Source organism: Halosimplex marinum, assembly GCF_051414075.1.
GTDB classification, from domain to species: domain Archaea; phylum Halobacteriota; class Halobacteria; order Halobacteriales; family Haloarculaceae; genus Halosimplex; species Halosimplex marinum.
In genome coordinates, this window is record NZ_JBLKNY010000003.1 from 457,108 (window position 1) to 473,465 (window position 16,358).

Annotated in this window: 20 protein-coding genes; 10 read left to right on the plus strand and 10 right to left on the minus strand. The window is 72.7% G+C overall.

The window, feature by feature from the left end:
- Nucleotides 1–76: 76 nt before the first annotated feature.
- Complete coding sequence (locus tag ACMGFI_RS03265) at nt 77–2,263, minus strand: S9 family peptidase (RefSeq protein WP_436907309.1); 2,187 nt, start codon at nt 2,261–2,263, stop codon at nt 77–79.
- A gap of 104 nt (nt 2,264–2,367) precedes the next feature.
- On the minus strand, nt 2,368–3,090 hold the full coding sequence (locus ACMGFI_RS03270; protein WP_436907311.1) for a cupin domain-containing protein: 723 nt from the start codon (nt 3,088–3,090) through the stop codon (nt 2,368–2,370).
- An 86-nt stretch (nt 3,091–3,176) separates the two neighbouring features.
- Here ACMGFI_RS03270 and ACMGFI_RS03275 point away from each other — a divergent pair, with 86 nt between their 5' ends.
- Complete coding sequence (locus ACMGFI_RS03275) at nt 3,177–3,851, plus strand: helix-turn-helix domain-containing protein (protein ID WP_436907312.1); 675 nt, start codon at nt 3,177–3,179, stop codon at nt 3,849–3,851.
- A gap of 41 nt (nt 3,852–3,892) precedes the next feature.
- On the opposite strand, the gene ACMGFI_RS03280 is transcribed toward ACMGFI_RS03275, so the two are convergent.
- Complete coding sequence (locus tag ACMGFI_RS03280) at nt 3,893–4,783, minus strand: ABC transporter permease (RefSeq protein ID WP_436907314.1); 891 nt, start codon at nt 4,781–4,783, stop codon at nt 3,893–3,895.
- A complete protein-coding gene (locus ACMGFI_RS03285; RefSeq protein WP_436907315.1) occupies nt 4,780–5,955 on the minus strand; it encodes an ABC transporter ATP-binding protein in 1,176 nt (391 codons plus the stop codon). Before ACMGFI_RS03285 ends, ACMGFI_RS03280 begins: the two co-directional genes overlap by 4 nt.
- 85 nt (nt 5,956–6,040) lie before the next feature.
- Here ACMGFI_RS03285 and ACMGFI_RS03290 point away from each other — a divergent pair, with 85 nt between their 5' ends.
- The 3 genes from ACMGFI_RS03290 to ACMGFI_RS03300 all read left to right on the plus strand — a co-directional run bounded on the left by ACMGFI_RS03290 (nt 6,041) and on the right by ACMGFI_RS03300 (nt 7,797).
- Nucleotides 6,041–6,724: a helix-turn-helix domain-containing protein gene (locus ACMGFI_RS03290; protein WP_436907316.1), complete on the plus strand. Its 684-nt coding sequence runs from the start codon at nt 6,041–6,043 to the stop codon at nt 6,722–6,724.
- An 84-nt stretch (nt 6,725–6,808) separates the two neighbouring features.
- Nucleotides 6,809–7,066, plus strand: coding sequence for a hypothetical protein (locus ACMGFI_RS03295; RefSeq protein ID WP_436907318.1), 258 nt, complete (start codon nt 6,809–6,811; stop codon nt 7,064–7,066).
- 62 nt (nt 7,067–7,128) lie between these two features.
- Nucleotides 7,129–7,797 (plus strand): helix-turn-helix domain-containing protein, encoded by a 669-nt coding sequence (locus tag ACMGFI_RS03300; protein WP_436907320.1) that lies wholly within the window; start codon nt 7,129–7,131, stop codon nt 7,795–7,797.
- A 180-nt stretch (nt 7,798–7,977) separates the two neighbouring features.
- Here ACMGFI_RS03300 and ACMGFI_RS03305 read toward each other — a convergent pair whose 3' ends face one another.
- The gene (locus ACMGFI_RS03305; protein ID WP_436907322.1) at nt 7,978–8,649 is read right to left on the minus strand and encodes a potassium channel family protein; all 672 of its coding nucleotides are present in this window, start codon (nt 8,647–8,649) and stop codon (nt 7,978–7,980) included.
- Nucleotides 8,650–8,801: 152 nt separating this feature from the next.
- Here ACMGFI_RS03305 and ACMGFI_RS03310 point away from each other — a divergent pair, with 152 nt between their 5' ends.
- Both ACMGFI_RS03310 and ACMGFI_RS03315 read left to right on the plus strand, forming a co-directional pair.
- Complete coding sequence (locus ACMGFI_RS03310) at nt 8,802–8,999, plus strand: heavy-metal-associated domain-containing protein (protein ID WP_436907323.1); 198 nt, start codon at nt 8,802–8,804, stop codon at nt 8,997–8,999.
- 88 nt (nt 9,000–9,087) lie between these two features.
- Entirely contained in the window at nt 9,088–9,651 is a 564-nt protein-coding gene (locus ACMGFI_RS03315; RefSeq protein WP_436907325.1) for a hypothetical protein, read from the plus strand.
- 61 nt (nt 9,652–9,712) lie between these two features.
- On the opposite strand, the gene ACMGFI_RS03320 is transcribed toward ACMGFI_RS03315, so the two are convergent.
- A complete protein-coding gene (locus ACMGFI_RS03320; protein ID WP_436907326.1) occupies nt 9,713–10,696 on the minus strand; it encodes a replication factor C small subunit in 984 nt (327 codons plus the stop codon).
- Between the two features lie 123 nt (nt 10,697–10,819).
- On the opposite strand from ACMGFI_RS03320, the gene ACMGFI_RS03325 reads away from it, so the two are divergent.
- The 4 genes from ACMGFI_RS03325 to ACMGFI_RS03340 all read left to right on the plus strand — a co-directional run bounded on the left by ACMGFI_RS03325 (nt 10,820) and on the right by ACMGFI_RS03340 (nt 13,212).
- Entirely contained in the window at nt 10,820–11,896 is a 1,077-nt protein-coding gene (locus ACMGFI_RS03325) for a bactofilin family protein (protein ID WP_436907328.1), read from the plus strand.
- A 72-nt stretch (nt 11,897–11,968) separates the two neighbouring features.
- On the plus strand, nt 11,969–12,169 hold the full coding sequence (gene samp2, locus ACMGFI_RS03330) for a ubiquitin-like small modifier protein SAMP2 (RefSeq protein WP_436907329.1): 201 nt from the start codon (nt 11,969–11,971) through the stop codon (nt 12,167–12,169).
- Nucleotides 12,170–12,245: 76 nt separating this feature from the next.
- Entirely contained in the window at nt 12,246–12,740 is a 495-nt protein-coding gene (locus tag ACMGFI_RS03335) for a redoxin domain-containing protein (protein ID WP_436907331.1), read from the plus strand.
- 25 nt (nt 12,741–12,765) lie between these two features.
- Entirely contained in the window at nt 12,766–13,212 is a 447-nt protein-coding gene (locus ACMGFI_RS03340) for a GNAT family N-acetyltransferase (protein WP_436907333.1), read from the plus strand.
- Between the two features lie 15 nt (nt 13,213–13,227).
- Here the strand turns inward: ACMGFI_RS03340 and ACMGFI_RS03345 are convergent, their stop codons facing one another.
- From ACMGFI_RS03345 to larB, 4 genes are all read right to left on the minus strand, one after another.
- On the minus strand, nt 13,228–14,673 hold the full coding sequence (locus tag ACMGFI_RS03345; protein WP_436907334.1) for a phosphohexomutase domain-containing protein: 1,446 nt from the start codon (nt 14,671–14,673) through the stop codon (nt 13,228–13,230).
- A 94-nt stretch (nt 14,674–14,767) separates the two neighbouring features.
- On the minus strand, nt 14,768–15,091 hold the full coding sequence (locus ACMGFI_RS03350) for a GIY-YIG nuclease family protein (protein ID WP_436907336.1): 324 nt from the start codon (nt 15,089–15,091) through the stop codon (nt 14,768–14,770).
- Nucleotides 15,092–15,106: 15 nt separating this feature from the next.
- A complete protein-coding gene (locus tag ACMGFI_RS03355) occupies nt 15,107–15,256 on the minus strand; it encodes a DUF7563 family protein (protein ID WP_436907337.1) in 150 nt (49 codons plus the stop codon).
- 124 nt (nt 15,257–15,380) lie between these two features.
- Nucleotides 15,381–16,151, minus strand: coding sequence for a nickel pincer cofactor biosynthesis protein LarB (gene larB / locus ACMGFI_RS03360; protein WP_436907339.1), 771 nt, complete (start codon nt 16,149–16,151; stop codon nt 15,381–15,383).
- Nucleotides 16,152–16,358 lie beyond the last annotated feature (207 nt).

Consider the following 16,358-nt stretch of genomic DNA (forward strand, 5'->3'; position numbering starts at 1 on the left):
GATGATCGGGTCGGCGGTCGTCTACGTGCTCGCGTACGCGCTCGGGTGACCGACCCGACCGCGGGGCACTGCCGGGTCAGTGGTCGTCGATTTCGTCGTCGCCGTCGCCGTCGCCGCCGTCGTCGCCGTTAGCTCCGTCCTCACCGTCTGCGCCGGTAGTTTCGTCCCCGTTTTCGTCGGCTTCCCGGCCGGGGTCGAAGCGGGCGACCCAGTCGTCGAGGGTCTCCAGCCGGTGGATCTCGCGGTCGGGGTCGCCGACGTTGTGGTGCTCGTCGGGATAGACGACGAGTTTCGACTCGACGCCGCGTTTCCGCAGGGTGCGGTAGAGCTGCTCGGACTGGGTGGGCGGACACCGCCAGTCGTTCCCGCCGGCGGTCAGCAGGAGCGGCGTGTCGATCCGGTCGGCGTCGGTGATCGACGAGGCCGCGTCGTAGGCCTCGGGGTTCTCCCACGGGAGGCCGAAGTCGTTCTCGATCCACCTGTGGGAGTCGTCGGTGCCGAACGCCGAGCGCATATCGTAGACGCCGTGTTCGGCGAGGCCGGCGGCGAAGCGGTCGGTCCGGGTGAGCACGTAGGCCGTGTTGACCCCGCCCTGTGAGAAGCCGCCGACGAACAGCCGGTCGGGGTCGGCCCACCCCCGGTCGACGAGGTCGTCGGTGCCCGCGAGCAGGTCCTCGACCTCGACGGTGTTCCAGGCGCCCCGCAGCGCCTCGCAGAACGCGCGGCCGTACGAGGTCGACCCGCGGTAGTTGACGTTGTAGACGAGGTAGCCGCGCGTCGTCCAGAACGTCGTCGTGAGCGCGAACTGCGGCCGGTCGTAGGCCATCGGTCCGCCGTGGATCCACAGCAGTACCGGCCGCGGCTCGGGGTCGTGAGGGTCGAACCCCGGCGGGTGGTAGGCGATCCCCTCGATTTCGGTCCCGTCGTCGCTTTCGAACGTCAGCCGGGTAGCCTCGGGGTGGTCGTAGTCGGCGACGAGGTCCGGGTTCAACTCGGTGAGCCGGCGCCGCGGGTCGGCGTCGTCCGGCCCGGCGTCGAGAGCCCCGGCGTCCATCGCGTGAACGTCGACCCCCTCCGCGGGGTCGCTGCGGACGAGCGCGACCGTCCCGCCGTCGGCGTCGAACTGCCGCAGCGTCTCGTCGCGAGGCTGGCGGTCGAAGACCCGCTCGTGGCCGCCGTCGGCGTCGACCGTCGCGAACCGGGTCCAGCCCTCGTCGGCGACCGACGCCAGCAGCCGGTCGCCGTTGAGCCACGCCGCGCTCCCCAGCAGGCCGAGCGTCCGGTCGAGCTCCCCGGTGACGACACCGTACTCGCCCGTCTCGGCGTCCGCGACGCAGAGGTCGGTCGGCGCGTACCAGTTGGTCGGGTCGCTCGCGCCGAAGGCCAGCCGGTCCCCCTCGGGGCTCCAGGCGGGGGCGGTCGCGGTGTACTCGCCGTCGGTGAGTCGCTCGGCGTCCCCGCCGTCGGCCGAGACGAGGTAGACGTCGTGGACGTACGTGTCGTCGGGGTCCTCGCCGCGGTACGCGCAGAAGGCGATCCGGTCGTCGTCGGGGTGCCAGGCGGGCTGGAGACCAACCAGCGCCTCGAAGATGCCGCCCCCGCTGGCGTCGTCGAGCCGGCGCTCCTCGCGGGTCGCCACGTCGACGACGAACAGGTAGGTCGTCACCGTGTCGAGCCACCCCTGGCCGTCCATCTTGTGCTGGAGCCGCTCGGTCTCGACGGGGCCGTCCTCGCGGCGCTGTTCGAGATACTCCCGCTCCGACTCGGTGGGGTCCCGGGCCGAGACGACGACCCGTTCGCCCTCGGGGCCCCAGTCGAAATCGCGCACGCCCTCCTCGCGGTCGGTCACCTGCCGTGCGTCGCCGCCGCGTTCGAGGTCGTACACCCAGACCTGCGGTTTCGGCTCGTCGCCGTTCGCGCCGTTCTCCTCACCGTCCTCGCCGTTCTCCTCGCCGTCAGCGTCGTCTCCGTTCTCGTCCTCGTCGCGGCCGACGCGCATATCCACGTCCTCGTCGCGGACCATGACGACGCCGAGTTTCGAGCCGTCCGACGGCCACTCGATGTTCCACGCGCCGCTGGCGCGAGTGAGCCGGTGCGGGTCGCGGCTCCCGTCGGCGGGGACGACGAACACCGATTGCAGGGTCTCGTCCTCGCCGGGGTCGGCCTCGCCGGCGGCGAACGCGACCCGGTCGCCGTCCGGCGAGACCGCGAGTTCCGTCGGTCGCGCCCGGTCGTAGACCGCGTCTGCGGGGAGTTCGTCCATGCCCCCGCGTCGGCCGGCGGTCACTTACCAGTTCGGGCAGTCCGAGTCGGGGCCACACTCGCTCCGGGCGGTCAGTCGCCGCCGGCCGCGGTCGGTGATTACTATCAGTCCCCGACGACCGGCACTTGCTCGACCCGTTCCTCCCAGAACGCGTCGTCGAGGTACCGCTCGTCGATACCGGAGTGGCCGAGCGCCCGCGCCGCGCGCCCGACCGTCGCCCAGAGCGCACGCTGGACGGGGACGGGCGCGACCGTCGTCACGGTGTCGGGATACACGTCTTCGCTGATCGGCAGCGCCGCGAGGAGTCCGGGCTCGCCGTAGTCGCCCTCGCCCCCGAACGCGCCCTCGACGTCCAGCCCCCAGACCGTGTAGAGCGAGGCGGCAGTCCGCATCGACGGCAGTTCCGCCCAGAACGCGACCGTCTCGTCGGTCTCGTTGCGGAACGCGTGGTCGACGCTGGCCCCGATCGTGACCGAATCGCCGGGACCGAGCCGGCGCACCTCGCCGTCGACATCGACGGTCAGCGTCCCCTCGACGGCCTCGAAGGTCTCGCTCACCCGGTGGTAGTGGGTCGGCGGCTCTGCGGCGTCGGGGCCGAGCCACTGGAGAAGGACGGGCCGCTCGGTCTCGCCTTCGTCCGGCCGTTCGAGCAGCGTCGCCCAGGTGCCCGCACCGGGGCTGGCGACGAGCGCCCGCGGCGACTCCGCCAGCAGTCGGGCCGCCCGTCCGTCCGGATCGAGTTCCAGCGCCGGTCCCGTCGCCGGTCGGCCGTCGTCGTCGAGCGGCCGTCCGGTCAGCCGAGTCGCTCCCCGCGATGTCTCACCCATCGTCCGAGTCGTGGCCCTCCCGTGAGGAGGGCGTTTGGTGCAGTACACTGCATAAATTTAAGTAAAACCGCGCGTCGCTTCCGTTGATGAAACGGCTCCGGGTCACTGCCGCGGTCGACGGGGAGAGCGCGCCGGCGTTCTACGGGATGCTGGCGGACTCGCCGCGCGTCGCGGAGACGCACCTGCTGGAGTGGAACACGACGAGCGAGGGCGTCGAGACAGTGCTGTTCGGCATCCGGGGGGATCCGGGGCAGTTCGCGGCCGCCGCGCCGCAAACGGACGGGATCGGGTCCGTGACACTCTCCCCGGCGAGCGGTGAGTGGACCTACGCACTGGTAGACACCCGCCCGCTGTCGACCTCGCTGTTCGCCGCCATCCACCGGGCCCGGGCCCGGCCGGGCCTGGTCGTCCGGAAACCGATCGTCTACCGCGACGGGGAGATGCACTTTCGCGTCGTCGGGGAGAGCGATGCGCTGCAAGCGGCGCTGGCGGAAGGGCCCGAGGCGATGGACGTCCGGGTCGAGTCGGTGGGGACGTTCCGCGGCGCGCTCGACCACCCCGGGACGCGACTGAGCGAGCGCCAGCGCGAGGCGCTCGCCGCCGCTCACGACCTCGGCTACTACGAACGCCCACGCGGGGCGACCCACGAGGACGTGGCCGCCGCGCTCGACTGCGCGCCCTCGACCGCGAGCCGCCACCTCCAGGCCGCCGAGGCGAAACTCGTCGACGCCGCGCTCGATGAGTTCGGCCCCGCGGTCTGAGTTCGGACACGCGCTCCGGGTCTCCGGTCCCGCTCGCCCGTTCAGACCGCCTCGGCGCTGCTGGCCCGCGCGAGCAACCGGACGGCCACGGCGCCGACGACGAGGTTCAGCGCGGCGAGGACGGCGACGGCGGGGACGACCGTGTCGGCGACGCCGCCGAACCGCGAGACCGACAGCACCGTCGACACGTCCCGGCCGAGGACCAGTGCCCGGACCGCGTCGACGCCGTAGGTGACGGGATTGAACGCCGCGACGAACTCGATGTCCTCGGACAGCGGGACGAACGCCGGCGAGAGGAAGAGGAGGGGGAACATGAACAGCATCGAGGCGGCGTTGACGACCTCGTCGTCGCGGGCCAGCAGGCCGACGACGTTCGAGACCGCCATGAACAGCAGGCCGACGAGCAGACAGACCGCGACGACCCCCGCGACGCCGGCCGCGCCGGTCTCGATCCCGGCCCCCAGCGCGACGGCGAGCCCGAGGACGACGAGCAACTGGACGACGACCCGGGCGAGTTCGGCGGCGGCTTTCCCGGCGAAGACCGCGGTCCACGACATCGGCGTGACGACCGTCTTCTCGAACATCCCGCTCTCCAGGTCGCTCACGAGCCCCATCCCCGAGGAGAACGCCGACCCCATCGTCGCCTGCATGAGCACGGCGGGCAGGAGGTAGGTGACGTACGCCACGTCGGCAAAGCCCGCTCGCGCCAGCGCGACGCTCCCCACGTCGCCGAACACGGCCGCGAAGAGGACCAGCGAGAACGTCGCGACCACGATCTCCAGCAGGAACGCGGTCGGGTTGTGGACCGCCTTGCGCGTCCACCGCTTCGCGTTGACCCAGGCGTCCCCGAGGAACGTGTTGCCCGTCTCCGGTGTCGCCGGTGCCGGCCCGCCAGCCCCCGGCGCATCCGCCGCCGAGTCCGGAGCGCTCACGCGTCCGCCTCCGGTCGCTCCCCCGACTCGGGGGCGGTCCCGCTCGTCCGGCCGGCCTCCCGGTCGGACGGGTCGTCGGCCGACTCGTCGGCGATGGCGAGGAACACGTCGTCCAGCGTCGGTTCCTCGACGGCGAAGCCCGTCACCGACAGGCCGGCATCGCGGAGCGCGACCAGCAGGTCCGGACCGACCTCCCCCGCGTCGGGCGCCGTAACGCGAACGGCGTCGTCAGTCGTCCCGACGCCGGGTTCGACCGGGGCCGGGTGCCCCGTGTCCCCGTCCGGGCCGTCGACGCCCGCCGACTCGCGGACGGCCCCGGCCACCGACTCACGGACGACTTCGGTCGTCGACTCGCGGACGACCGCCGCGGCCGATTCGACGGCGTCGGGGCCGCCGTCGATTTCGAGTTCCAGCCGCTCGCCACCGACCCGGCGTTTGAGGTCGGCGGGCGACCCGTCGGCCACGACCCGACCGCCGCGGAGCACGGCGAGTCGGTCGCAGAGGCGGTCGGCCTCTTCGAGGTACTGCGTGGTCAGGAAGACCGTCGTCCCGCGGTCGTTGATCCGCCGGAAGTAGTCCCACAGGCGGTTGCGGGCCTTCGGGTCCAGCCCGGTCGTCGGCTCGTCGAGGAAGACGAGCGCGGGGTCGTGGACCAGCGCCGTCGCCGCGTCCAGTCGCTTCTTCATCCCGCCGGAGAAGTTCCCCGCCGGCGTGTCGGCCGCGTCGGCTAACTCGACCAGGTCCAGTAGCTCGGTGATGCGGTCGGCCCGCTCGCCGCGGGGGACGCCGTAGGCGTCGCAGGCGAACGCGAGGTTCTCGCGGGCGGTGAGTTCCTCGTCGACGCTCGTCTCCTGGGCCATGTAGCCGACCGAGGCCCGCACCCGCGTGCGCTCGCCGGTCACGTCGTACCCGTTGACCCGGACTCGCCCCGCGGTGGGCTCCAGCAGCGTCGCGAACACCTTGATCGTCGTCGTCTTCCCGGCGCCGTTGGCCCCGAGAAAGCCGAAAAACTCCCCCCGCGGGACCGAGAGCGTCAGCCCCTCGACGGCCCGGGTGCCGTCGGCGTACGTGAGTCCGAGTCCCTCGGCGTCGACGGCGAGCGGTCGGTCGCCGTTCGCAGTGTCTGTGTCTCTCCCGTCCCGATGCATCCGTCGCGCTGTCTCGTCGGGCATACACCGGTGGTGTGGCGCCCCCTGGGAGGGCGTTCCGGGCGGTATAGAACCGGGATTTATTACCCCATCGCCGGACCGTTCGGACGTGAAACACGTCCGCGTCACCGCCGGGGTGGACGGCTCGCGGGCGCCGCCGCTGCTCGACCGGCTGGCGACGGCGGCGGCCGTCGACCGCGCCCGCGTCATCGATTGGAACCTCGTCGCCGAGGAGGCGACCCTCCTGCTGGCCGTCGACGGCGACCCCGCGCCGCTGGTCGACGCCGCGCCCGAGACCCCCGGCGTCGAGCGCTGGGAGGTGGTCGATTCGAGCGCGGACCTAAACGACGGGCCCGCCCGCCTTCTCCTCCACGTCGATCGGTCGACGGTGCCGGTCTTTAGCTGTCTCGCAAGCGCGCTCGAATCCGGCGGGCTGGTCGTCCGGACGCCGGTCGTGTTCCGCGACGGCGACGTCCACGCGACGGTCGTCGGTGACCCCGCCCCGCTCCAGGCCGCCTTCGAGCGCCGGGACGACGACATCGACGTGCGGATCGACGAGATCTCCTCGACGCCGGCCGCCCCCGAATCGACGGGCGGGTCGCTGACCGACCGCCAGCGGGAGGCCGTCGCGGCGGCGGACCGGCTGGGCTACTACGAGACGCCGCGAGCGGCGACCCACGCCGACGTGGCCGCCGAACTCGGCTGTTCCCCCCAGACCGCCGGCGAGCACCTCCGGCGGGCGGAGGCGAAACTCGTCGACGCCGCGCTCGACGAGGTCCGCCCCGGACGGTGAGTCGGCTGGCGGCGGGCGGGGATATAAACGACCCTCACAGTTCTCGCAGCAGCCCCACACGGGCGGCGCCCCTCGGGCGAACTGATGGCAACGGATACGACGGGATCGGCGGAGTCCGCGACTGCTCCGGTCCGGACGTGGCTCGTCCTCGCGGCGCTGTTCGGTGCGCTGGTCGGCCTCCCCGCGCTGGTGCTGGCCGAGACGGAGTTCGGCGCGCTGAGCGACGTCGGCGTCTTCGCGGCGCTGGGCGTCCCTCGCGCGCTCGCACTCGGCGCGGTCGCGCTCGTGCCCGGGTTCGCCCTCGGCGGGCTGTCGGTCGTCGCGATGACCGGCTGGGAGTGACGGCGGCCCGGGCGGGGCGCCGCGCCGGTATCGTTTTGTCGGCCGGCCGCCCATCGGCGTGCGTGAAACGCGTCCGGGTCACGCTCGATCCCCACGAGGCGGCGCGTCCGCCGGTCTACGAGCGGCTGACGGGAGGAAACGCGCTGGACTCGGTGCGGATCGAGAACTGGAACGTCGCGACCCCGCCGACGGCGTTCCTGCTGCGCCTGGCGGGCGACTACGAGGCGTTCGCCGCGACGCTAGCGAGCGACGAGGCCGTCGACGACTACGAGCTGTTCCCCCTCGCCGACCGGGCGTGTCACTGCTACCTGACCGGGCGGGTCGGCCCCGCCGCGCGGGCGCTGTTCGAGAACTTCACCCGGGGGAGCCTGCTGACGGTCCCGCCGGTCGAGTGCCACGACGACGGCAGCAGCACGTTCACCATCGTCGGCGCCGACGCGGACGTGCAGGCGGCCGTCGACGGCGCCCCCGAGGGCACGTCGGTGACCGTCGAGCGCGTCGGCGGGACGCGGGTCGCGCCCGACGGCGCCGTCGGCCGCCTCTCCGCCCGCCAGCGGGAGGCCGTCGCCGCCGCCGTCGCCCTCGGCTACTACGACGGCGAGCGGTCGGCCACCTGCGAGGCCGTCGCCGAGGAGCTGGGGTGTGCGACCGCGACCGCCGCCGAACACCTCCGCAAGGCCGAGGCGAAACTCGCCCGCGCCGCGCTCTCCGAAGTCGACCCCGACCCGTGAGTTCGAGTCCGCGTCAGCCGTCCGTCTGACGGGTCTTTACGACGGTGGACCGAGCAGTCTCACGCGGGCGCGCAGCGACGGCCTCATTCCCATCCTCCCCACCGCGCGCCCGACCCACTCCAAGGCGCCCCGCGGTCGCGACACGCGACCGCACCGCTTTCGCGACGCCGCACCGCTCGCTCAGGCAGCGGCGGCCTCGTCGCCCCGGAGGAACGCCCGGATGTCCGGCAGGTCCGCGGGCGCGGCCATCAGCGCCACGCTGTCGCCGGCCTCGATGGCGGTCTGGGGCAGCGGGATCTCCATCGGCTCGTCGCTCCGGCCGTGGGCGTAGATGTGGGCGTCGCCCTGGAGGTCGACGTCGACGACGCGCCGGCCGATCAGCGGCGACCCCTCGGGGATGGTGACCGTCGCCACGGAGAGTTCCTCCGTGAGGTCCGCGAGGACGTTGAAGTCCCCGCCCAGAAGCGCGGTCTTGGCGCCGGCGGCGCCCAGCCGCTCGGGGTAGATGATCTCGTCGACGTCCTCGGCGTACTTCTCGTAGATCTCCTGGCGGTAGTCCTCGTCGATGCGCAGGGCGGTCCGCAGGCCGTGGTGTTTGCCGAGCATACACGCCGAGAAGTTGGTGTTGAGATCGCCCGTCAGCGCGCCGACGGCGTCGGCGTCGGCGATGCCGGCCTCCTCCAGAGTGGACTCCTCGGCGCCGTCCCCCTCGACGACGGTGAACCCCTCCTCGCGGGCGCGTTCGACCTTGACCGGATCGTTGTCGACGATGACCAGGTCGTGTCCCTCGCTCCGAAGGATGCGGGCGGTCCGCATCCCGACGCGACCGAAGCCGACGATGACGAACTTCATGGGAATTCGTACCACGCCCGGCCACAAAACTGTACTCCCGTCGACTGGGGGACGCCCCGCCGGCCGCCCGCGCGGCAGGGGATACCCGGCCCGTCGCCCGCGCGGCGTGTGCCTCCGTGGGGTCCAAGGGCGTCGCGCTCCAACGTTCGGGTATGGGACAGCGGATCACCGTCACCGGCATGAGCTGCGGCGGCTGCGAACAGTCCGTCGAGGAGGCGCTGGAGGGCGTGGAGGGCGTCACCGACGCGACGGCCGACCGCGAGAGCGAGACGGCGACCGTCGAGGGCGACGCCGACGCCGACGACCTCGTCGCCGCGGTGGAGGACGCCGGCTACGAGGCGTCGGCCTGACCCGCGGACCGCCCGACCGCGTTCGGACCCGTGGGCTTGCAGCGCCCGGGCGGAGGCACTTGCTCGCCGCGCGGCTAGCCCGGCCACCATGAGCGCCATCTCGCGTCGCGAGGTACTGGCTGCGACCGGACTCGCAGCGACGGGCGGGCTCGGCGGCTGTCTGCTCCGCCAGCGCGGCCCGGGGACCGGCCACATCTACATCGAGAACACGGACGACACGAGCCACCGCGTCGCGCTGTGGGTCGCGCCGCGGTCGGTCGACGCCGAAACCCCCGGCGAGACCGGAACTGACGGGGAAACCGGGACCGGCGAGGGGACCGGCGACGCGGACCCGATCGTCGCGGCCTGGTACCGCGTCCCCGAGGGCGACGCGGTGGAGTTCCAGGACGTGATCGAACCCGACCAGGGGTACGAGGTGCGCGCGGCGCTCCCCGACGCGCCGCCCGCCGACCGGGTCACCGGCGTCGTCGACCCCTGTTCGGGCGAGGCCGCGGGCGAGCGCGTCGTGAGCGTCCGTATTCGTCCGGACGGCCTCGGGATCATCCCGTGGGGCTGCGAGGACAGCTACACGAAGGGCGACATGAACTACGTCGACGCCAGCGAGCGCCGGATCGAACCGGTCGAGGGGACGGTCGCGGCCCCCTCGACGTAGTCGCGTGGCGACGGCGACGCGAGACAGTCCGGAGCGGGAAACGACGGCGAGAACGGACGGGTCAGTCCTCGAGCGCGACCGACGCGAGCAGCGCCTCCAGCTGGATGCGCTCGTTGGCGCCGGTCGTGATCCGGTACTCGGTCTCGCCGATGCGGTCGAGCAGCCGGACCGCGGCCTCGTCTTCGAGGTCGAACTCCCAGACCGAGCGGTGCAGCTGGTCGATCACGTCGCCGCCGGCGATGCCCTCCTCGGTCAGCAGCCGGTCGAGCGTCGAGCGGGCGGCCGTGAAGTCGCCCTCCAGCGCCCGGTCGACCATCTCCCTGATCTCCTCGGGCTTGGCCGTCGAGGTCAGCGCGTAGACGGCCTCCTCGTCGACCACGTCGCCGGTCACCGAGGCCGCTTGCAGCGCGTTGATCGCCTTGCGCATATCGCCGTCGGCCGCGTACACCAGCGCGTCGAGGCCGTCCTCGGTGACCTCGATTCCCTCCTCGGCGGCGATGTGGCGCATCTCCTCGGCGACCGCCTCGTCGCTCAGCGGCGAGAAGCGAAAGACCGCACACCGGGACTGGATCGGGTCGATGATCTGACTGGAGTAGTTACACGAGAGGATAAAGCGGACGTTGTTCGAGAACTGCTCCATCGTCCGACGGAGCGCTCCTTGGGCGTCTGAGGTGAGCGCGTCTGCCTCGTCGAGAAATATGATCCGGTACTCGTAGCCGCCGAAGGAGGTCCGCGCGAACGACTTGATGCGGTCGCGCACCACGTCGATCCCCCGCTCGTCGGAGGCGTTGAGTTCGAGGAAGTTGTCCCGCCAGTCGTCGCCGTACAGTTCGCGGGCGATGGCCGTCGCACTGGTGGTCTTCCCGATACCGGCCGGCCCGCTGAACAGCATATGCGAGAGGTCGTTGCGGTCGACGTAGCTCTGGAGGCGTTCCACGATGTCCTCCTGTCCGACGATCTCGTCGAGGGTCTGGGGGCGGTACTTCTCGATCCAGACCTCCTCCCGTCCCGCCCGCGACCCAGAATCCGTGTCGGCCTCGCTCATGCCCGGAGGGAGGCGACCGCCGCCCGTAAACCTACCGAGTGGCCCCCGACCGGCGACCGGGCGAAACCGTCCAGCAATTACCTGGCTGACATCTTTATCCGCACGTCCGTCGTAGAGCGGGCCATGAGACGGATCGCAACGGGGCTCGTCGTACTGGTCGTCGTCCTGTCGGTGCTACCCGGCGTGGCCGCAGCGGCGTCGCGGACCGGCGGGACCGTCGTCGTCGGGGCGGGCGAAACCGTCGACGAGGACCTGCAGGCGTTCGGGGGGACCGTCGTCGTCCGCGGGACGGTCGACGGCGACCTGCAGGCGTTCGGCGGGTCGGTCGTCGTGGAGGGGGCCGTGACCGGCGACGTGGATGCCACGGCGGGGAGCGTCCAGATCCTCGGCAGCGTCGGCGGGGACGTGACCGCGGCGGGCGGCGCCGTCGACGTGGGCGAGGGCGCGCAGATCGGCGGGACGCTCGAAGCCGGCGCCGGGAGCATCGCGGTCGACGGGACGGTCGAGGGCGACGCGCGCCTGGGCGCCGACAGCATCAGACTCGGCGAGGACGCCCGTATCGACGGGGATCTGATCTACGACGGCGACCTCGTCCGCGCCGACGGCGCCGTCGTCGACGGGACCGTCACCCAGGACGACGGGCTGTCGGTCGGCACCGAACCGGACTTCACGATCCCCGGCGTCGTGTTCACCGTCTACGGCGTGTTCGTCGCGCTGCTCGTCGGCGCGATACTGCTGCTCGTGTTTCCCGGGACCGCCGCCGAGGTGGCCGACCGCGCGACCGGCGACCCGCTGCGGACCGGCGGGATCGGCCTGCTGGCGACGATCGGGGTCCCGATCGTCATCGGGGTCGTCGCGGTCACGATCGTCGGCATCCCGCTAGCGATCGCCGGCACGCTCGCGTTCGGTCTGCTCGCCTGGCTGGGCACCGTCTACGGCCGGTTCGTCCTCGGGACGTGGCTGCTCTCGCTGGCCGACGTCGAGAACCGCTGGGCCGCGCTGGTGGTCGGCGTCGTCACGGTCGCACTCCTGCGGTTGGTCCCCGTGGTCGGGGCGCTCACCCGCCTGGTCGTCTTCCTGCTCGGGTTCGGCGCGCTGGTCGCCGTCCTCGCCGACGCCTACCGCGACCGCCGCGGCCGCCGCGAACGGACCCCCCGCGCCCGCGACACTGATGAAACCGGGGCCGAACCCGCGGACTGAACGGACTCGGCGCCCGATGATCGGCCGGTCGTCGGGCGACACGCTCAAGCCGTCGGGGACGGATCGACCGGTATGCGCGTCACCGTCGCCGTCGCCGGCGAGGACACCCGCGAAGTCGAGGTCGACGACGGGGCGACCTACGCCGACCTGCTGGAGCCGCTGCCCTACGGCGCCCACGAGGTTTCGGTCCTCGTCGACGGCCGCCCCGTCCCCGAGGACGCCCCCGTCGAGGCCGACGAAGTGGAGGTCCTGCGGCTCGTCAAGGGCGGGTGACCGGCGGCTCGCGGGCGTCGCCCGCCGTCGGCCGCTTACGCAGTGTTCTTGAGGGCGCGGCGAGTATCGGGGGGTGATGAGCGGTACCCAGCCGGCGCCGGAGTTCGAGCTGCCCAACGTCGGGGCCGGTCCCGACCCCTGTTCGCTGGCGACGCTCTCGGGGGCCGAGTCGTTCGTCGTCCTCCTCTTTCACCACGACGACGAGTGTCACGACTGCCGCGCCCAGGCCAAGAAGGCGGGCGAGCGCTTCGCCGCGCTGCGCGCCCGCGACGCCGTCGCGGTCTCCGTCCTCCCGCGGGACCGCGAGCGGGCCGAGGACTGGCAGGAGCGGTTCGACCTCCCGCACCCGCTGCTGGTCGACCCCGAGGGGACCGCGGGGGCCGACTACGGCCAGCCAGTCCGGCTCCCGATGTTCGCGGAACTCCCGGTATTCGGCCGCCTGCCCGCGGTCGCGATCGTCGACACCCGCGGCGCCGAACCGGAGGTCGCCTGGACCTACCGCGGGCGGTCCACGTGGGACCACCCCTCGATGACGACCGTCCTCGAAGGCCTCGACAGCGTCCGGGAGTGAACTCGATGCGTCCCGAACTCCGCCGATGGCCCGCGACGTGACCGTCCGCCCGGCGACGACCGAGGACCTGACCGGCGTGCTCGGCGTCCTCGACGCCGCCGCGCTGGAGACGGACGCCGACCGCGTCCGCGCGAGCGTCGCGGGCGGCGACTCGTTCGTCGCGGTCCGGGACGGGAGCGGAGAGTCTGCCGGCGGCGGAACCGTCCTCGGTGCGCTCGTGCTGGTCGACTGTGAGGGGGCGGCCAGCGCCGAGATCGACGCGGTGGCCGTCCGGCGGCGCCGCCGCGGCCGGGGGATCGGCCGGGCGCTGGTCGCGGCAGCCGCCGACCGCTACGACCGACTGGTCGCCGAGTTCGATCCGAAGGTGCGACCGTTCTACGAGTCGCTGGGGTTCGAGATCGGCGCCGCTGAGGGCGAGCGCGACCGCTATCGAGGGGTACTGCGCGGTGCGATAGCGGACGAGGGCGGCTGAGGGGGCGTCGCCGTCTCAGACCAGTGGTTCGACCAGTTCGCGACCGGCCGCGAGCAGTTCGTCGACCCGCTCCTGTGAACTCGCCTCGGCGTAGACCCGCAGTTTGGGTTCCGTGCCACTGGGACGCATCAGCAGCCAGGTGCCGTCGGCGAGGAAGACCTTGAAGCCGTCGACGGTCGACACGTCCTCGACCGCCGAGCCGGCGAGTTCGTCGGGCAGCGCGTCCTCCAGGTCGGCCAGCACCGGCGCCTTGCGCTCGTCGGGGCAGTCGACGCTGACCCGGTCCTGGACGATGGCGCCGTGGCGCTCCAGCAGGCCGTCGACGCGGTCGTCGTACGGTTCGGCGGCGGCGACGGCCGCGGCGAGGACGGCCACCGCGACGCCGTCCTTGTTGCGGACGTGGGTCGTGATGCCGAACCCGCCGCTCTCCTCGCCGCCCATCAGCGCGTCGTTCTCGGCCATCGCCTGCGCGACCCACTTGAACCCGACCGCCGTCTCGTGGACGGACTGGCCGCCCGCCTCGGCGACGCGGTCGACGATGCTGCTGGTCGAGACCGTCCGGACCACGTCGCCCGTCGGGTCGTCGCCGGTCCCGTCGTCGACGGACCAGAACCCGCCGTCGAGCAGCGCCTCGTAGGTCGCAGCGAAGAAGAGGTTCGGGTCGAGGACGCCCCGGTCGGGCGTGACGACGGCGATCCGGTCGGCGTCGCCGTCGTTGGCGACCCCGAGGTCGGCGTCCGACTCGGCGACGCGGTCGGCCAGGTCGCCGAGGTGGGCGGCCGTCGGCTCGGGCGAGTCGCCGCCGAACTCGGGGTCCCGGTCGCAACGGATCCGCTCCACGTCCGCGCCAGCGCGTTCGAGGAGGAGGTCGGTGACGCCGCGGCCGCTGCCGTGCATCGCGTCGTACACCACGGAGAGGTCCGACAGGTCGGCGTCGACCGCGTCGAGCACGCGGTCGGTGTAGGGACTGACGAGGTCGGCCTCTTCGACGCCGCCCCACTGCGCTTCGGGGAGCGGGTCGGGCTCGGCGAGGCGGTCGGCGAGCGCGTCGGTGACCTCGGGGAGCGCTGGCGCGCCGCCCGCGGGGAGGAACTTCACGCCGTTGTACTCCGGCGGGTTGTGCGAGGCGGTCACCATCAGCCCGCCGGCGAGGTCGCGCCGGCGGACGGTCCAGGCGACGACCGGTGTCGGGCAGTCGCGAGGGGGGACGAGCACGTCGAAGCCGTTCGCGGCGAGCGCGCGGGCGAGTTCCTCGGCGAACCCGCGGGAGGTCTCGCGGGCGTCGTAGCCGACGGCGACGGTGCCGGTTCCCTCCTCGTCGGCTCCGCCGGAGTCGGCCTCCTCGCGGAGGTACGTCGCGACGGCCTGGCCGACCATGCGGACGCGCGGCTCGGTGAACTCGTCGAGCGTCGCGCGCCAGCCGTCGGTGCCGAACTCGATGGCGTCGGCGTCTGCGGTCATGCCCGGAGGGAGCGCTCCCGGCCGGAAAAAGGTGTGTGCGTGGCGTGCTATCACAGCTTGCGGTAGCAGTCGGCGGGCCCGTGCGACAGGCGGTTTATCCCGCGTCGTCGGCCAGCAGGGCCGCGGGCAGGTCGACCGACTCGGGCACGCCCCCCTCGGCGACGATGTCTTCCTTGGCGGTCCGGGAACCCTCCTTGATCTCGTACTCGCGGGACATCGCGGCCGACTGCGAGTCGAACCCCTCGACGTGGACGAGTTCGACCGGCGTCCGGCCGCGGGTGTACTTCGCGCCCGCGCCGTCGTCGTGCTCGCGGACGCGCCGCTCCACGTCGGTGGTGTAGCCCGTGTAGAAGGTGTCGTCAGCGCACCGCAGGACGTAGACGAAGTGGTCGGGGTCGGCGGTCCGCGGGTCGGTCATCGGGCTGTGCGGGGACTACGCTTCGGGGGCGCGCTCTCTCGCGACTTCCGCGATACCCGCGTTCGCCGAGCAGCTCGGACAGGCGTGGACCGCACCGCTCTCGTCGGCGAAGACGCGGGCGAACTGGTCGGAGACGTGCGCACCGCAGTGATTACACGTTGGCATTCGTTTGGCCCGGCTGTCAACCGGTACCAGTCCCTTGGCCCGCCCCGGATATAACGAGTGTACCAACGCTGTTTGGTGTCGTCCGTGTAACCAGGTGAAAGGGGCCGTACCGGCCGTCTCTCGGTCATCCGTCGCTCCGTGCGTCGTCGATGCGACGGGCGATCAGCCCCGCCTGCGCGCCGGCGGTGAACCCCGCGTCGACGTTGACGACCGAGAGGGCGGTACACGACTGGATCATGCCCGAGAGCGCGGCCTCGCCCTCGCCGGCGTGGCCGTAGCCCGTCGAGACCGGGAGACCGATGATCGGCACGTCGACCAGCCCCGCGAGCACGGTCGGGAGCGCGCCCTCGCGGCCGGCGGCGACGACGAGGGCGTCCTGCTCCCGGAGAACTTCGAGGGAGTCCACCACGCGCGCGAGCGAGGCGACGCCCACGTCGTCGACGCGCTCGACGGTCGCGCCCATCTCGCGGGCGACGGCGGCGGCCTCCCCCGCCGGGACGGCGTCGGAGGTGCCGGCCGTCACGACCCCGACGGCGGCGTCCAGGTCCGGCCGCTCGAAGTCGGGCGTCGTCGCGACGACGACGCCCGACCGGCCGTCCGCCTCGACGGTCGCTTCGGGGTGGTCGGCCGCCAGCACGTCCTCGACGGCCTCGGCGACCGCCTCGTCGGCGCGGGTCACGATCGCCCTGCCGGTCGTCTCGACGGCCGTCGACGCCAGTGCCGCCACCTCCGCGGGCGTCTTCCCGTCGGCCAGCACCGCCTCGGGGACGCCGCTGCGGGTCGTCCGGGCCGCGTCGAACCGCCCGGCCTCGCCGGTGGCGTAGCCCGCCAGCTCCGCCTCGGCCTCGGCCGGCGAGAGTTCGCCCGCCGCGACCGCCTCCAGTAGTTCGCGCATACCCCCTCTGGGCGTTCGATCCACTTGACCGTCCCCTTCCGAACCGGCGCCCGCGACCCCCGCGCTCGGCCCCGGCTGAGCGCGCGCGAGCGGTCCCACACCTCCGGAGGGACCGATTTCCGCCCGCCTCGACCCCGGCCGCCCCAAAAGATACTTAAACCCCCGTCGTTCGAAGGGGCCGACCGCGCCGGAGCGACGCTCAGACCC

Excerpts from the sequence above, each read along its gene's own strand:
- ACMGFI_RS03265 (WP_436907309.1), bottom strand. The coding sequence starts at position 2,263 with ATGGACGAACTCCCCGCAGACGCGGTCTACGACCGGGCGCGACCGACG.
- ACMGFI_RS03270 (WP_436907311.1), bottom strand. The coding sequence starts at position 3,090 with ATGGGTGAGACATCGCGGGGAGCGACTCGGCTGACCGGACGGCCGCTC.
- ACMGFI_RS03275 (WP_436907312.1), top strand. The coding sequence starts at position 3,177 with ATGAAACGGCTCCGGGTCACTGCCGCGGTCGACGGGGAGAGCGCGCCG.
- ACMGFI_RS03285 (WP_436907315.1), bottom strand. The coding sequence starts at position 5,955 with ATGCCCGACGAGACAGCGCGACGGATGCATCGGGACGGGAGAGACACA.
- ACMGFI_RS03295 (WP_436907318.1), top strand. The coding sequence starts at position 6,809 with ATGGCAACGGATACGACGGGATCGGCGGAGTCCGCGACTGCTCCGGTC.
- ACMGFI_RS03305 (WP_436907322.1), bottom strand. The coding sequence starts at position 8,649 with ATGAAGTTCGTCATCGTCGGCTTCGGTCGCGTCGGGATGCGGACCGCC.
- ACMGFI_RS03310 (WP_436907323.1), top strand. The coding sequence starts at position 8,802 with ATGGGACAGCGGATCACCGTCACCGGCATGAGCTGCGGCGGCTGCGAA.
- ACMGFI_RS03315 (WP_436907325.1), top strand. The coding sequence starts at position 9,088 with ATGAGCGCCATCTCGCGTCGCGAGGTACTGGCTGCGACCGGACTCGCA.
- ACMGFI_RS03320 (WP_436907326.1), bottom strand. The coding sequence starts at position 10,696 with ATGAGCGAGGCCGACACGGATTCTGGGTCGCGGGCGGGACGGGAGGAG.
- ACMGFI_RS03325 (WP_436907328.1), top strand. The coding sequence starts at position 10,820 with ATGAGACGGATCGCAACGGGGCTCGTCGTACTGGTCGTCGTCCTGTCG.
- samp2 (WP_436907329.1), top strand. The coding sequence starts at position 11,969 with ATGCGCGTCACCGTCGCCGTCGCCGGCGAGGACACCCGCGAAGTCGAG.
- ACMGFI_RS03335 (WP_436907331.1), top strand. The coding sequence starts at position 12,246 with ATGAGCGGTACCCAGCCGGCGCCGGAGTTCGAGCTGCCCAACGTCGGG.
- ACMGFI_RS03340 (WP_436907333.1), top strand. The coding sequence starts at position 12,766 with ATGGCCCGCGACGTGACCGTCCGCCCGGCGACGACCGAGGACCTGACC.
- ACMGFI_RS03345 (WP_436907334.1), bottom strand. The coding sequence starts at position 14,673 with ATGACCGCAGACGCCGACGCCATCGAGTTCGGCACCGACGGCTGGCGC.
- ACMGFI_RS03350 (WP_436907336.1), bottom strand. The coding sequence starts at position 15,091 with ATGACCGACCCGCGGACCGCCGACCCCGACCACTTCGTCTACGTCCTG.
- ACMGFI_RS03355 (WP_436907337.1), bottom strand. The coding sequence starts at position 15,256 with ATGCCAACGTGTAATCACTGCGGTGCGCACGTCTCCGACCAGTTCGCC.
- larB (WP_436907339.1), bottom strand. The coding sequence starts at position 16,151 with ATGCGCGAACTACTGGAGGCGGTCGCGGCGGGCGAACTCTCGCCGGCC.